Source organism: Streptomyces sp. NPDC051636, assembly GCF_044453765.1.
Classification (GTDB): Bacteria; Actinomycetota; Actinomycetes; order Streptomycetales; family Streptomycetaceae; genus Streptomyces.
The window spans coordinates 1-14,454 of sequence record NZ_JBITDA010000044.1 but is presented as its reverse complement, the minus strand read 5'-3'; the positions used below and the strand labels follow the sequence as shown (position 1 = coordinate 14,454).

Genomic DNA, 14,454 nt, shown 5'->3' with positions numbered 1-14,454 from the left:
CTCCCAGAGCAGGTTTCTCCGTGATATCCACCGCTATACGCGTCGCCCGGGTGGGCAGCGCGGCAGAGCTGGCCGCGGCGGCCCTCATGATGCTGGGCTTCCCGGCGCTCATGCTGGCCGCGCTGGTCCCGAGTGTGTACGCCTTCGCGGCCGCGGCCGCCGTGACGTACTTGGCGGACCACTATCTGCACCGCAAGGGCAGCTACCTGATCAACCGCCTCAGCAAGGTGCGGGCCGGCCTGTCGATCCGCTTCCTGATCCGGCAGCTGCTGCTGGTCCTGCTGCTGGCCCGGCTGTCCCTGACGGACGACCTGATCTTCTACGGGGCCATCGCCTGCTTCATCGCCTTCTACGGCCTGCAGGCCCCGCACGGCGCGCTGGTCACCCTGATCCGCAACCGCCGCCGGATGCCGGTCGCCACCCGCAATGTCGACCTGAAGTCCCGCATCCGCATCCCGGACGCCCCGCCGCGCCGCCTGCTGCACCGCTCCGCCGAGAAGATGCTGCACCTCGACCTCGCGGCCGTGTCCGGTCTGCTGGTCTCCGGTGTCATGGACTCGGCCGTGGCCGGGTTCGCCGGCATCGGACTCACCGTCGGCCTGGGCAGCCTGTACGTCCTCGCGCTCATGCCGTACGTGCGCGGCAAGAAGGTCCCCCCGAAGGCCGAGCAGGTGCTGGCCGCCGTCGACGACTGGCTGGCCGCCCACAAGCCCGAGACGGTGCTGTACTTCTCCGGCTCCAAGGACTCCGCGTACCAGGTCAACATGTGGCTGGAGACGATGGAGCAGCTGGACACCCGGCCGCTGATCATCCTGCGCGAGCGGGTCATCCTGAGCAATCTGGCGCCCACCACGGTCCCCGTCATCTGCGTGCCCGGAGGGGTGCACCTGATGAACATGGACCTGTCCACGGTGCGTGTCGCGCTCTACGCGGCGAACGTCGGCAAGAACATCCACCTGCTGCGCGTGCCCACCATGAAGCACGTCTTCATCGGCCACGGCGACAGCGACAAGCTGGCCAGCGTCAACCCGTTCAGCAAGGTGTACGACGAGGTGTGGACCGCCGGCCGGGCGGGCCGCGACCGCTACGCCATCGCCGACGTCGGCGTCCGTGACGACGACATCGTGGAGGTCGGCCGCCCGCAGCTGGCGCCGATCCGGACCTGGCAGGGCGTGCCCGAGGGGCGCATCCCCACGGTCCTGTACGCCCCCACCTGGGAGGGCTGGGACGGCAACCCCGGCAACACCTCGATCGTGCTCGCCGGCGAGAACATCGTGAACAAGCTGGTGAAGGCCGACCCGCCGGTCCGCGTGCTGTACAAGCCGCACCCCTTCACCGGCACCGTCAGCGCCGAGGCCAAGGCCGCCCACCAGCGGATCACCGCCCTGGTCGAGAAGGCCGCCGCCGGGCGCGCCGCCGATCCGCGCTTCACCGCCGACGCCGCCGCCCAGACGCAGGCCAGGGCCGAGCTCACCCGGATCGAGGCCCGCCTCGCCGAACTGGCCGGCGTGAGCGGCGAGAAGGGCGACGAGGCCGAGGCCAGCCGCGACGGCGTGGTCGACGTCAAGAAGCACGAGGAGATCGCCCGGCTGCGCGCCGAGTGGAACGACGCCTACTGGCGCTCCTTCCCCGCCTGGGAGCACCGGGTCATCACGGGCGCCGAGCCGCGCCTGTACGACTGCTTCAACGTCTCCGACGCGATGGTCTCCGACATCTCCAGCGTGGTCTCCGACTTCATCGCCAGCGGCAAGCCGTACGCGGTGACGGACTCGGCCGGGCTGGGCGCGGAGGAGTTCAAGCGGCAGAACACCGCGGTGCGCGCCGCGGTGATCCTCTCCAACAGCGCGGCCGAGCTGGGCGGGCTGCTGGACGCCGTGCGCGACCCGGCGGCCGATCCGCTGGCCGCCGGCCGCAAGGAGCTCAAGCAGTACCTGCTGGGCCCGGACGAGCCGAAGTCCATCGACCAGTTCAACACCGCGGTGGCCAACCTCGCCCTCAAGTCCGAGGCTCGCAACGTCGGCCAGGAGTCCCGCGCGGCCGGCACCGCCGCCGACCCGGCCGAGGCGGACGAGCTGGCGAACGCGGTACCCGGTCAGCGGGTGTCGTCCACCGGTGACACGGACGGTGTGGTCGCGGGCTGAACCGCCCGGCCCCCTACGGCCCCCAGGAGCTGACGCTCCTGGGGGCCGTACTCTTTCCCGGCTCTTACCGTCCCCTGAGCACCTCTCACCTCCCGCGTACTGTCCGGTGCAGCCCGCCGCGAACAGCGGCCGTCGCGTTGCTGTGTGACGTACACCACTGATTCCGGGCGTGGGGGCAACCGCTTCCCCTGGTTACCCGTCTAACAGATTGCGAATGATGTGATTCGGGGGAAATGCTCCATTGACCATGGAGAAATGTGACAAGGGGGAAATGTGACCGTCGTGACGCAACCTGATGTGACTGTGATCATCGGGGCGTACGAAGCGATGCCGTACCTGGTCGAGTGCCTGGCATCCGTCGAGGCTCAGACCATCGACCCGGAGCGCATCGAGGTCATCGCGGTGGACGACGGCTCGACCGACGGAACGGGGGAGTACCTGGAGGAGTTCGCGGCCCGCGCGCCCATGCCGGTCACCGTGGTCCGGCAGAAGAACTCCGGCGGCCCCAGCGGCCCGCGCAACGTCGGTCTCGGCAAGGCGTCCGGACGGTACGTGTTCTTCCTGGACGCCGACGACCGGCTCGGCCCCGAGGCCCTGGAGCGCATGGTGGCCATGGCCGACAAGAACGGCACCGACGTGGTCCTGGGCCGCGTCGAGGGGGTCAACCGCACGGCGCCGAAGTCGATGTGGGGCAAGACCCTCGACCGTACCGACGTCTTCTCGTCCAACATCAAGTTCACGCTCAGCGCGCAGAAGCTGTTCCGCCGCGCGCTGCTGGAGAAGCACGGCATGCGGTTCGACGAGTCCCTGTGGACCGGCGAGGACGCGCTGTTCACCATGGAGGCCTACCTGCGGGCCGACGGCGTCTCGGTCGTCGCCGACTACACCTGCTACTACCTGGTCGGCCGCGACGACGGCAAGCACGTCACCAAGACCGGCAGCTACACCCTGCGCTTCGACTCCGCGCGCGCCCTGATGGGCCTGATCGCGCGGATGGTCCCCGCGGGCCCCAAGCGTGACACGCTCATGGTCCGGCCCTTCCTCGTCACCCTGCTGCCGCAGTTCGGGCCCAAGTACCTCAAGGACAGCGAAGAGGTACGGCGGCACAAGCTCGAGCTGGCCAAGCCGCTGATGGACGCCCACTGGAACCCCGAGGTCGCCCGCCGCCTCAAGGTCCACGAGCGGCTGCGGCTGCACCTGGTGGCCGCGCAGGAGCCCGAACTCCTCAAGGACGTCGTGGAGTTCGTCAAGGCGAAGAAGCAGGCCGCCGCCGTCCTGGAGAAGCGGGGCACCGAGCTCTACCTCGTCTACCCGCACTTCCGCTCCAGGAAGGCCGGCATCCCCGACTGGGTCTATCTCGCCGAAGCCCGCGAGGCCCGCGCCTTCGAGGGATACCGGGAGGCCGCCGCCAACTCCTTCCTGCGCCGCGCCCTGCGCAAGGTGCGGCGGTCGCTGCCCACGGGGGGCTTCACGGCGGCGGCCTGACCCGGTCCTCCAAGGAACCCTTACTGCCACCCCGCCTGCAGGGCCCGCTTGATGGGGCGGCCCACCACGCGGCGGGCGCGGCGGTAGACGCTGGCGGCGGGGGCGACCGGCGTGGCCCGGGCCTTGGCGGCCTTCGCCGACTTCGCGCCCGTCCGCGCCAGTTCCCGCCGCAACTGCGCGTTGTCGGCGGAGAGTTCGGTGATACGGCTCTGCAGCCAGCCGAACCGCGTGGTCAGCGAGGTGATGTCCGCGTCGTTCCAGGGGCGGATGCCCGGCGGGAACGACAGCGACTCCATCCGCTCCTCGAAGGCCGCGCCGCCGTCGCCGTGGGTGAAGGTGTTCTCCAGCCCGTTCCTGTCCAGGAACGCGGTGAACCGCTCGAAGCGCTCCGCGTGCCCGCCGACCAGGCCGCCGAAGTCGGCCTGCTCGTACAGCCGCGCCGGGTCGGCGGCCCGAGGGTCCTTGACGACCTCGGCGAGCCGCTGGTGCGGGATGTCGAAGTAGCGGCACAGCTCCAGCGTCCGCGAGTCCCCGCACAGCACGGTCGCGGGCGTACCGGCGAGCAGGGCCGCGATGTTGCCGTGGATGCGGGAGCCGAAGGAGAAGTCGAAGGCGCGCAGGTCGTCGATCCAGGTCACGGGATCGATGTACACGCGGACCTTGTCCTCCCGGTACATCGGGTGGTCGGGGTGCGTGGGCATCGCGGTCACCAGGGCGTTCGGGTCCGACAGGTCCCGCCAGTGCAACTGCCGCGCGTCGCTGAGGTTCTGGCCGACGAAGCGCAGGTGCGGATAGCGCTCGTGGGTGCGGGCGATGATCCGGTCCAGGCCCTGCTTCTCCACCGCGCTGTGCGAGCCGTTGACCGCGATGCGCGAGTCGGGGGTCAGCGCGGGGGACTTCTTGCGCACGTCGAGCTCGCGGCCGTACATGAACAGGGACGGGCAGCCGATGACCTCGACGTCCCGGAAGCCCATGTCCTTCAGGTACTGCTCGGTGAACTCGCCCCGCACGCCGATCGACGCGCTGCGGTCGAGCACCGCCGAGCAGAACTCCCGCACCGCCGGCTCCATCGGCTTCAGCCGGGCCGGGTTGTAACCCACGCCGGCCTGCGCGCCGACGCCCAGCACGATCACGGGGATCTTGAGCTTGCTGATGAGTCTGGTCATCCGCTTCAGCCGGCTCTCGAAGGACGGGCGGAAGGCGTTGGCGAGCGGGACGACGAAGGCGTCGTACTCCTCGTTGATGCGGCCCGCCGCGGCCACGTCGGTGCCGATCCCGTTCGAGACCACCTCGGTGCCGGGTGTCTCGAGGATCTTGTGGGCGGCGTCACTGAAGATCAGGTTGCCGGAGTTGGTGGCGATCACGTCTCGATGGAGGGCTTCCTCGACCGGGACGACGTCGTGGGGGCTCTTCCCCGATCGGAGGAGTATGCGCTTCACGCGGCGAACTGTAGGTGACACAAGGTTCAAATTAAGTTTGTGCGGGCTTTAATTTCTATAAGCAACCGGTGCAACCTTTTTGCCGTACGCGGCACGTGAGCGCGCGGTTACCGGGCCTGTCCGGTGACTGGACCGATGCGCGACGGACGATCTCTTTCGCGTAGATTGCCGGGTGGGGAGCCGCACCGAAGCGAGGGGACAGAGGGCAAGGTGGCAAGGGCAAGGCAGGCCGTGGGCGAGGCCCGCAGGATCGTCGTCAAGGTGGGCTCGTCGTCGCTGACCACCGCCGCGGGCGGCCTGGACGCCGACCGGGTCGACGCGCTCGTCGACGTCCTCGCCAAGAGCCGCAGCGGGGGAGAGAAGGAGATCGTGCTGGTCTCCTCCGGCGCCATCGCCGCCGGACTCGCCCCGCTGGGTCTGCGCCGCCGCCCCAGGGACCTCGCCCGCCAGCAGGCCGCCGCCAGCGTTGGCCAGGGCCTGCTCGTGGCCCGCTACACCGCCTCCTTCGCCCGCTACGGCGTCCGCGTCGGCCAGGTGCTGCTCACCTCCGACGACATGAGCCGCCGCGCCCACCACCGCAACGCCTCCCGCACCCTCGACAAGTTGCTGGCCATGGGCGCCCTCCCGGTGGTGAACGAGAACGACACCGTCGCCACCGACGAGATCCGCTTCGGCGACAACGACCGCCTCGCCGCCCTCGTCGCCCACCTCGTCCACGCCGACCTGCTGGTCCTGCTCTCCGACGTGGACGGCGTGTACGACGGTGACCCGAGCAAGCCCGGCACCTCGCGGATAGCCGAGGTGCGGGGGCCCGCCGACCTCTCCGGGGTGGAGATCGGCAGCGCCGGCAAGGCCGGTGTCGGCACCGGCGGCATGGTCACCAAGGTCGAGGCCGCCCGCATCGCGGCCGCCGCCGGCATCCCCGTGGTGCTGACCAGCGCGATCCACGCGGCCGAGGCGCTCGCCGGCGGCGACACGGGCACTTACTTCCACCCCACCGGCAAACGCTCCGCCGACCGGCTGCTGTGGCTCCAGCACGCCTCCACCCCGCAGGGATCCCTGACGCTGGACGACGGGGCCGTGCGCGCGGTCGTGGAGCGACGTACGTCGCTGCTGCCGGCCGGAATCGCCGCCGTCGAGGGCGAGTTCAACGCCGGCGACCCGGTCGAGCTGCGCGACGGCAGCGGGCGCGCGGTGGCCCGCGGGCTGGTCAACTTCGACGCCAAGGAGATCCCCCAGCTGATCGGACGTTCGACCCGGGAGCTGGCGCGCGAGCTCGGCCCGGCGTACGAACGGGAGGTCGTACACAGGGACGACCTGGTAGTCCTGCACTCGTAAAACGGGGCGTAACGGCCGCCCCCGCTGGGGGACGTTCCGTAAAACCGCCACGCGAAGGCGTGCGGCCTGCTCAACTTTGCTGAGGGGCGTGTTTCAGGCGCACGCCCCGCCACGGGCAGAGCGTGAAGGAGGCCGTCGTGAGACGAGTGCGCCCTGGGACGGCGTCCCGCGGTGCTCTGACGAGCGTCGCGGCCGGGGACGCCTACGAGGAACCCGAGGACCTGCCCCGCCTGTGGCACGTCACCCTCAGCGTCTCGGGGCCGGAAGTCCCCCTCGGGGACCTGCGGCGCGCCCTGGAACAGCTCGCCCACGACCACCCCTTTCTGCTGACCAGCAGATATGCGGGCGACCACGCGGAGATCCGGTACTGGGAAGAGGCCCGTGACCTGCACGACGCCGCCGCCGTCGCCCTGCGCCTGTGGGGCGAGCACCGGCAGACGGCGGGGCTGCCGCCCTGGGAGATCGTCGGCCTGGAGGTCATCGACCGCGAGACCTACCACCAGCGCGTCGCCGAGGGCTACGGCCCGCCGCCCGCGACCCCTGTAGGGGTTCATCCCTTTTGATCCTGTCCTGATCCGGCCTCGATCCCCGCTTCGGCTCCGTCTCGGGGTATGGGATGAACGGTGGACGGGCCTGTGCGGCGCACTACCCTTCCCTCATGACCACGCTCTCGCCGTACGACTCGATGTCCCCGGTCACCCAGGCCGCCTACCGGGCCAAGTCCGCCGCCGCCGACCTCGCGCCGCTGCCGCGCGCAGTGAAGGACGACGCGCTGCTCGCCATCGCGGACGCCCTGGAGGTCCGGACGAGCGAGATCGTCGAGGCCAACGCCAAGGACGTGGCCAAGGCCCGGGAGAACGGCACCAGCGAGGCCATCGTCGACCGGCTCACCCTCACCCCCGAGCGGGTCCGCGCCATCGCCTCCGACGTCCGTGACGTCGCGAAACTGCCCGACCCGGTCGGCGAGGTCGTCCGCGGTTCCACCCTCCCCAACGGCATCGACCTGCGCCAGGTCCGCGTCCCGCTCGGCGTGGTCGGCATCATCTACGAGGCCCGCCCGAACGTCACCGTCGACGCCGCCGCCCTCTGCCTGAAGTCCGGCAACGCCGTGCTGCTGCGCGGCTCCGCCTCCGCCTACGAGTCGAACACCGCCCTCGTCAGGGTGATCCGGGACGCCGTCGGCGGCGCCGGGCTGCCCGCCGACGCCGTGCAGCTGGTACCGGGGGAGAGCCGGGAGAGCGTGCGCGAGCTGATGCGCGCCCGGGGGCTCGTCGACGTGCTGATCCCGCGCGGCGGCGCCTCGCTGATCCAGACCGTCGTCGCCGAGTCGACCGTCCCCGTCATCGAGACCGGCACCGGCAACTGCCACGTCTACGTCGACGCCCAGGCCGACATCGACATGGCGATCGAGATCCTGATCAACTCCAAGGCCCAGCGGGTCAGCGTCTGCAACGCCGCCGAGACCCTGCTGGTCCACCAGGACATCGCCCCCGAGTTCCTCCCGCGCGCCCTGGACGCCCTCGCCGAGGCCGGGGTGACCGTGCACGCCGACGAGCGCGTGATGGCGTACGCCAAGGGCTCCCGGGCCACCGTGGTCGAAGCCACGCCGGACGACTGGGACACCGAGTACCTCTCGTACGACATCGCCGCCGCCGTCGTCGACTCGCTCGACAAGGCCGTCTCCCACATCCGGCTGTGGAGCTCCGGCCACACCGAGGCGATCGTCACCACCTCCCAGCAGGCCGCCCGCCGCTTCACCCAGCTGGTCGACTCGACCACGGTCGCGGTGAACGCCTCCACCCGCTTCACCGACGGCAGCCAGTTCGGCTTCGGTGCCGAGATCGGCATCTCCACGCAGAAGCTGCACGCGCGCGGCCCGATGGGTCTGCCGGAGCTGACCAGCACCAAGTACATCGTGACCGGGGACGGGCACGTACGGCGCTGACGGCCGAGGGCGCGGTCCGGGCCGACGGGCGGCCCGCGTGAGAGGCGTCTCACCAGACGGATGAATTTCCATACCGTCTGCCCAAATTGACCCCCCAGGTCTACTCTGGTTCCGTGCCGGAGGACGTGGGGGGCACGCCGTTCCCTGACGGCTGGGAGCCCGACGACGACCACGACCACGGGGTGTCGGACGATGAGTTCGCCTCCGTGGTCTTCGACGAGGCATTCGTACAGGCGGCCGTGGTGCACGAGCCGACCGCCGTCGAACGCCTCCTGGCCGCCGCCCAGGCCAGAGCCGAGGCCTCCGAGGCCGAAGCCCGCCGCGCCCACGCCAGAGGCGAGCGGTACAGCCCCGACGGCACCGATCTCGGCCATGATCGGGACCTCGACGACCTGGACGACCCCGACGCCCCGGCCCACGGCTACGGCGCCCCCGGGCCCTACGGCAAACAGGTCCGCTGGCACCGCCCGGTCGCCTGGCTGCTCGCCCTCGTGATGGGCATAGGCATGGTCGCGCTGGCCTTCGCCGCGGTTTATCGCGGCGCCTCCTCGGGTAGCCGGGACCAGGTGCCGGCCCCCGCCCCGACCGGCCTGGAACAGGGCACCGCTGCGGCCCCCACCGCGTCCGCCTCCTTCTCCCAGCCGGCGGTCTCGGCGACCCCGCGCTCCCCCTGAGCCTCCAGGGCTCCCTTGGTGAGAACCTGTCAGAACTTGTCGTGTAGCAGGGCGTTTACCTGAGGCCCACGAGACCTACTCTGAAAGTATGGGCGGGCCTGGAGACCCACCTGAGGGGACACCCGAGGGCGGCCCCGGTGGTGGAGAGGACGAGTACCGATCCGTCGTCTTCGACGAATCCTTCGTCCGTGCTGCCCGCCTCCAGGAGTACTCCGCGCGGGAGCGCATGGCCGACCACGCGCCCGCCGTCCGCCGCCGCCCGCCCCTGCACCGTGGGCTGTCCGGGCAGGTGCTGGTCCTGGTCCTGCTGATCGCCGTCGCCTTCGGCACCGCGATCTACATGGGCGTCCGCCACCCCTACAGCTCCCCGCAGGCCCGGCGGGCCGTCGATCCCCTGCGGATGACCGTCATCCCGCTCGTCCCCCAGGGCAAGGTGCCCGGGGCCGCTGACGTCGAGTACCTGTACGCGCACAGCCCGGCCGCGCAGTTCGCCGTCGGCGCCGACGGCATACCACTGCCCGCGTCCCGCAGCACCGCGCACTTCTCGGACGGCCAGGTCGTGACCGCGCTCACCACCGCCAAGGACTACATCGTCCACTCCTCGCTCTACCCCGAGGTGCTCGACAGCAGCGAGGTCCAGCCCGCCCGCGCCCTCGTCGACCCCGAGCAACTCGAACAGTTCGACCAGAGTTTCGGGCATCCGGCCGCGGACGGCCGCCACGCCCCGACCGGCTGGATGGTCCGCTTCGACCCCACCCGTGCCGAGCTGGCCGACCGGAAGATCCGCGTCCAGGGCAGCCTCCAGGCCGTCGAGACCGACTCGTCCACGCTCGAGGTGACCGCCGACCACACCTTCGTGTACGCACTCCGGCCGACCGGGGCCGATGCCGAGGCCCCGGTGTCCCTGTTCACCGTCCGCCGCGAGCTGACCTTCCGCTTCGACCGCGACGACCTGCGCACGCACCAGGTCCAGCTGGTCGTCTCCTACGTCCAGGCGGGTCCCCTCTCCTGCGCCGAGGACGCCACGAACCACCTGAACCCCCTCCTGGCCGGCCAGACCGCCAGGACAGGCGGCCCGGCGGGTACGGATCCCTACGCGACGGGCAGTGCCACCGCCCTGTGCGGGACGCTGGCCACTGGGGCACAGCCGAAGGTGTGAGCCCGGGACGGCCGGCGCGTCCCGGCGGCGCCGAAGCCGCCTCGGCCGCCGGGCGGCGCGGGGGCAAGCCGGCGGTTACTCCTCGTCCCGCGGCGGAGCGTCGGTCGGCGGCTGGTCCTTCGGGGAGGGCGGGCTCGTGAAGCCGTTGAAGCCGCGCCGGACCCGGCCGCCCAGGTCCCCGGCCCCGCCGGCGAGGTCGGTGACCAGCTTCATCAGCGGGTCCTTGGAACTCTTCACGTCGCTGGCATAGCTCGCCGCCGACTCCCGGAACGAGTCGCTGACCGAGGTGTCCTTGTCCTCGCTGCGGCGCGGGTAGTGCCCGTCCATGAGCCGCTGGTAGTCCCGCGACTCGGCCCACTTCTTCAGCTCGGCCGCCCGGACGGTGGTGAAGGGGTGGGAGCGCGGCAGCACGTTGAGGATCTTCAGCACGGAGTCGCGCAGGTCGCCCCCGGCCTCGTACTCCTCGGCCTGCTGCAGGAACGCGTCCACGTTCATCTCGTGCAGGTGGTTACCGCCCGCGATCTTCATCAGGCCGCGCATCGAGGCCCGCAGGTCCTGCCCGACAAGGAGGCCGGCGCGGTCAGCCGAGAGTTCCGACTTGCGGAACCACTCCCGCAGCGCCGTCACGATCGCCAGGACCGCGAGGTTGCCCAGGGGTATCCAGGCGACCTTGAGGGCGAGGTTGGTCAGGAACAGCAGGATCGTGCGGTACACCGCGTGGCCGGACAGCGCGTGCCCCACCTCGTGGCCGACGACCGCCCGCATCTCCTCCTCGTCGAGCAGCTCGACGAGCCCCGTGGTGACGACGATGATCGGCTCGTCCAGGCCGATGCACATCGCGTTCGGCTGCGGATCCTGCGTGACGTACATCGGCGGGACCTTCTCCAGGTCCAGGATGTAGCAGGCGTCCCGCAGCATGTCGTTCAGGTGGGCGAACTGCTGGTCCGAGACGCGCACCGAGTCGGACAGGAACAGCAGCCTCAGGCTCCGCTCCGGAAGCAGCCCGCTGAGCGCCTTGAACACCGTGTCGAAGCCGCTCAGCTTCCGCAGCGCCACCAGCGCCGAGCGGTCGGCCGGGTGCTCGTACGCACGCGAGGAGATCCCCGGGAAACGCCTGCGCTGCCTGCTCGGCACGCGCCCGTTCCCGTTGTTCGCCTGGCCGTCGTCGGACATTCTTCCCCCATGTGCGTCTGAAGTACCCCATGTGCCCCCGAGGCAGGGCCCAGCCTAGGCGGAGATACCGTGGACGGGCAGTACAGCGGAAGGAGTCCCGTCATGGAGCACATCCCCGCAGTCGCCTGGCTGACCGAGGCCGCGAGCGCCGCACCCCGGCAAGGGGCGGGGAATCTGCTCCGGATCGTGCTGATCGTGATGGTCCTGGGCTGCGTGCTGACCGCCTGGTTCCTGCTGCGCGGGTACAAACGCAAGGACGACTGAGCGACCCGCGAAGTTCCCCCGCGTTCCCCCGGCGTCCCCAACGGCGGAGTCGGCGTGATCGGCGCCGGACCGCCCGCATACGATGAGCCGACATCTTTATCCCGCCCACACCGGATAGGTTCTGCCGAAGATGAGCTTCCACAGCACCGCTGCCCAGTTGGTCACTCTCGCCGCCGAGGGCGAGGAGCACGGCGGAAACCACCCGAGCCTCAGCCCCTACCTCACCGGTGGCGGCGCGTTCTTCATCCTGCTGCTTCTGCTGTGGATCACCACCCGCTTCAACCGCGACCGCTGAACCGGGCTTCCGGGGCCCGTAGGCCGGGCCGGTAGGGTCTGCACGCATGGGAGAGCAGGACATGCCTACCGGTCCGGCGAACGACACGGCCGCCGACACGGTGAAGGCCGCCGAGTACCGGCCGGGCAACGGCCCCGAGCACACGGGCAAACGCCGCCTGGGCGTGATGGGCGGAACGTTCGACCCGATCCACCACGGGCATCTCGTGGCGGCCAGCGAGGTCGCCGCGCAGTTCCACCTGGACGAGGTGGTGTTCGTCCCCACCGGCCAGCCGTGGCAGAAGACCCACCGCAAGGTCTCCCCGGCCGAGGACCGCTACCTGATGACGGTCATCGCGACCGCCGAGAACCCGCAGTTCTCGGTGAGCCGCATCGACATCGACCGCGGCGGCCCCACCTACACCGTCGACACCCTGCGCGACCTGCGGGCGCTCAACCCCGACACGGACCTTTTCTTCATCACCGGCGCCGACGCCCTCGCCCAGCTGCTGACCTGGCGCGACAGCGAAGAGCTGTTCTCCCTGGCACACTTCATCGGAGTCACCCGCCCCGGTCACCACCTGACCGACCGCGGCCTGCCGGAGGGCGGTGTCTCGCTCGTCGAGGTTCCCGCGCTGGCCATCTCCTCCACGGACTGCCGCGCGAGAGTCGCCAAGGGCGACCCCATCTGGTACATGGTGCCGGACGGCGTCGTGCGCTACATCGACAAGCGCGAGCTGTACCGCGGCGAGTGAGCCGAGAGGGGCACCGGTGAACGACCGATACGACCCGGGGTACGGGGCAGACCAGTACGAGCTCGTCGGCTACGACGAGTACGGCCGGCCCGTCTACCGGCAGATCCCTGCGCAGCAGACTCCGCAGCAGACCTACGACCAGTACGGCCGGCAGGGCTACGGCTACGACCCGTACGCCACCGGGCAGCAGCAGCCCGCGCCGGCGTACGACCCCTATGACACCGGTCAGCAGGCACCGGACCCCTCCTACGACTCCTACGGCCAGTACGGCACCGGAGCGCACGGCGGTGGCGGCCCCGCGCCGGCGTACGACCCCTACGGGCAGGCGGCGACCAGTGGCCGGCAGCCCCGGGTCGCCGAGCAGACGGCCTACATCCCGCAGCAGACCGGGCCCGCCGAGGCCGAGGGTGCGGACGTCCAGGGGGCCGGCGAACGGGATTACCACACCGAGCAGTTCGCCTTCGTCGAGGAACCCGACGCCGACTCCGAGGACGTCATCGACTGGCTGAAGTTCACCGAGAACCGCACCGAGCGCCGCGAGGAGGCCCGCCGCCGCGCCCGCAGCCGGGTCATCGCCCTCGTCGTCGTCCTCGCGCTGGTCGCGGTCGGCGGCGTCGGCTACCTCTGGTACGCCGGAAAGCTTCCCGGCCTGTCCTCCTCCGGCTCGAAGTCGGGCACCACCACGGCCGCGGGCGCCCAGAAGCGCGACGTGATCGTCGTCCACCTGCACAACACCGCCAGGGGTGGCACCTCGACGGCGCTGCTCGTCGACAACACCACCACCAAGCAGGGCACCACCGTGCTGCTGCCCAACTCCCTCGCCCTGACCGGCGACGACGGCAGCACCACGACCCTCGCCAAGTCGGTCGACGACGACGGCTCCTCCGGCACCCGCGACCAGCTCGACACCGTGCTCGGTACCAACATCCAGGGCACCTGGCGCCTCGACACCCCCTACCTGCAGAACCTCGTCGAGCTGGTCGGCAACATCGACGTCGACACCAACGCCGACGTGCCCGACCCGGACGCTAAGAAGAAGGGCACCTCGCTCCTCGTCCACCAGGGCAAGGACCAGACCCTCAGCGGCAAGATGGCCGTCGCCTACGCCACCTACCGGGGCTCCGGCGAGTCCCAGAACGCCCAGCTCGAGAGGTTCGGCCAGGTCATGCAGGGCGTGCTGCGCAAGATGTCCTCCGACCCGTCGGCCGCCACGGTCACCGTGCAGACACTGGCGCAGATCCTCGACCCGCCGCTGACCGACAAGGACCTGGGCGCCTTCCTCGCCAAGCTCGCCGACCTCGCCAAGGGCGGCGACTACGAGACGGCGCTGCTGCCCGTCCAGACCGACGGCACGCTGAGCGCGCAGACCAGCGACAGCGTGGTGAAGGACATCCTCGGCGGCACCGCCAGGAGCCCCGACGCGGACTCAGCCGTCCGGGTCTCCGTCCAGAACGCCACCGGCGCCAAGGACGACACCGAGAAGGCCCGCGTGGTGCTCCTCAACGGCGGCTTCACCTTCCTGGAGGCCGGCACGGCATCCTCCGCCCGGGCGACGTCCCAGGTGATCTACGCCGACGCCGCCGACAAGGAGAACGCCACCGAGGTCGCCAAGACCCTGGGCCTGCCCGCCGGCTCGGTGACGAAGGGCACGGTCAGCTCGGGCGCCGACGTCTCGGTGATCCTCGGCCAGGACTACAAGCCGTCGTCGTCCTCCTAGTAGCGCGTCGCTGCTTAATTGCGGCGTGTCTGGTGGGTTCCTCCTTCCCTTTTGCCGGACAGGACTCCGTCATGGGTTCACAGAAGAAGCG

Annotated in this window: 13 protein-coding genes; 11 read left to right on the top strand and 2 right to left on the bottom strand. The window is 70.6% G+C overall.

Annotated features, from left to right (window positions below):
• The first annotated feature begins 50 nt into the window (after positions 1 to 50).
• Positions 51 to 2,141 (top strand): hypothetical protein, encoded by a 2,091-nt coding sequence (locus ACIBBH_RS39610; RefSeq protein ID WP_399413438.1) that lies wholly within the window; start codon positions 51 to 53, stop codon positions 2,139 to 2,141.
• Positions 2,142 to 2,414: 273 nt separating this feature from the next.
• Positions 2,415 to 3,626 (top strand): glycosyltransferase family 2 protein, encoded by a 1,212-nt coding sequence (locus tag ACIBBH_RS39605; protein WP_399413395.1) that lies wholly within the window; start codon positions 2,415 to 2,417, stop codon positions 3,624 to 3,626.
• 20 nt (positions 3,627 to 3,646) lie between these two features.
• Here ACIBBH_RS39605 and ACIBBH_RS39600 read toward each other — a convergent pair whose 3' ends face one another.
• Positions 3,647 to 5,065 (bottom strand): polysaccharide pyruvyl transferase family protein, encoded by a 1,419-nt coding sequence (locus ACIBBH_RS39600; protein WP_399413393.1) that lies wholly within the window; start codon positions 5,063 to 5,065, stop codon positions 3,647 to 3,649.
• Between the two features lie 231 nt (positions 5,066 to 5,296).
• Between ACIBBH_RS39600 and proB the strand changes: the two genes are divergently transcribed.
• From proB to ACIBBH_RS39575, 5 genes are all read left to right on the top strand, one after another.
• On the top strand, positions 5,297 to 6,403 hold the full coding sequence (gene proB, locus ACIBBH_RS39595) for a glutamate 5-kinase (protein ID WP_399413436.1): 1,107 nt from the start codon (positions 5,297 to 5,299) through the stop codon (positions 6,401 to 6,403).
• A 137-nt stretch (positions 6,404 to 6,540) separates the two neighbouring features.
• A complete protein-coding gene (locus tag ACIBBH_RS39590) occupies positions 6,541 to 6,966 on the top strand; it encodes a hypothetical protein (RefSeq protein ID WP_399413391.1) in 426 nt (141 codons plus the stop codon).
• A 95-nt stretch (positions 6,967 to 7,061) separates the two neighbouring features.
• The gene (locus ACIBBH_RS39585; RefSeq protein ID WP_399413389.1) at positions 7,062 to 8,348 is read left to right on the top strand and encodes a glutamate-5-semialdehyde dehydrogenase; all 1,287 of its coding nucleotides are present in this window, start codon (positions 7,062 to 7,064) and stop codon (positions 8,346 to 8,348) included.
• A gap of 86 nt (positions 8,349 to 8,434) precedes the next feature.
• Complete coding sequence (locus ACIBBH_RS39580) at positions 8,435 to 9,022, top strand: hypothetical protein (protein WP_399413387.1); 588 nt, start codon at positions 8,435 to 8,437, stop codon at positions 9,020 to 9,022.
• A gap of 88 nt (positions 9,023 to 9,110) precedes the next feature.
• The gene (locus ACIBBH_RS39575; RefSeq protein ID WP_399413385.1) at positions 9,111 to 10,181 is read left to right on the top strand and encodes a hypothetical protein; all 1,071 of its coding nucleotides are present in this window, start codon (positions 9,111 to 9,113) and stop codon (positions 10,179 to 10,181) included.
• A gap of 75 nt (positions 10,182 to 10,256) precedes the next feature.
• Here ACIBBH_RS39575 and ACIBBH_RS39570 read toward each other — a convergent pair whose 3' ends face one another.
• Positions 10,257 to 11,354 (bottom strand): M48 family metallopeptidase, encoded by a 1,098-nt coding sequence (locus ACIBBH_RS39570; RefSeq protein ID WP_399413383.1) that lies wholly within the window; start codon positions 11,352 to 11,354, stop codon positions 10,257 to 10,259.
• A 102-nt stretch (positions 11,355 to 11,456) separates the two neighbouring features.
• Here ACIBBH_RS39570 and ACIBBH_RS39565 point away from each other — a divergent pair, with 102 nt between their 5' ends.
• From ACIBBH_RS39565 to ACIBBH_RS39550, 4 genes are all read left to right on the top strand, one after another.
• On the top strand, positions 11,457 to 11,618 hold the full coding sequence (locus ACIBBH_RS39565; RefSeq protein ID WP_399413381.1) for a hypothetical protein: 162 nt from the start codon (positions 11,457 to 11,459) through the stop codon (positions 11,616 to 11,618).
• Positions 11,619 to 11,748: 130 nt separating this feature from the next.
• Entirely contained in the window at positions 11,749 to 11,913 is a 165-nt protein-coding gene (locus ACIBBH_RS39560; protein WP_399413379.1) for a hypothetical protein, read from the top strand.
• 46 nt (positions 11,914 to 11,959) lie between these two features.
• Entirely contained in the window at positions 11,960 to 12,646 is a 687-nt protein-coding gene (gene nadD, locus ACIBBH_RS39555) for a nicotinate-nucleotide adenylyltransferase (protein WP_399413377.1), read from the top strand.
• A 16-nt stretch (positions 12,647 to 12,662) separates the two neighbouring features.
• Positions 12,663 to 14,363 carry an LCP family protein gene (locus tag ACIBBH_RS39550; protein ID WP_399413375.1) on the top strand — a complete coding sequence of 567 codons (1,701 nt, stop codon included), beginning with the start codon at positions 12,663 to 12,665 and terminating at the stop codon, positions 14,361 to 14,363.
• Positions 14,364 to 14,454 lie beyond the last annotated feature (91 nt).

What these genes read in the sequence shown, in the direction of transcription:
- ACIBBH_RS39585 (WP_399413389.1), top strand. Translation starts at nt 7,062, where the DNA reads ATGACCACGCTCTCGCCGTACGACTCGATGTCCCCGGTCACCCAGGCC.
- ACIBBH_RS39575 (WP_399413385.1), top strand. Translation starts at nt 9,111, where the DNA reads ATGGGCGGGCCTGGAGACCCACCTGAGGGGACACCCGAGGGCGGCCCC.
- ACIBBH_RS39570 (WP_399413383.1), bottom strand. Translation starts at nt 11,354, where the DNA reads ATGTCCGACGACGGCCAGGCGAACAACGGGAACGGGCGCGTGCCGAGC.
- ACIBBH_RS39565 (WP_399413381.1), top strand. Translation starts at nt 11,457, where the DNA reads ATGGAGCACATCCCCGCAGTCGCCTGGCTGACCGAGGCCGCGAGCGCC.
- ACIBBH_RS39560 (WP_399413379.1), top strand. Translation starts at nt 11,749, where the DNA reads ATGAGCTTCCACAGCACCGCTGCCCAGTTGGTCACTCTCGCCGCCGAG.
- nadD (WP_399413377.1), top strand. Translation starts at nt 11,960, where the DNA reads ATGGGAGAGCAGGACATGCCTACCGGTCCGGCGAACGACACGGCCGCC.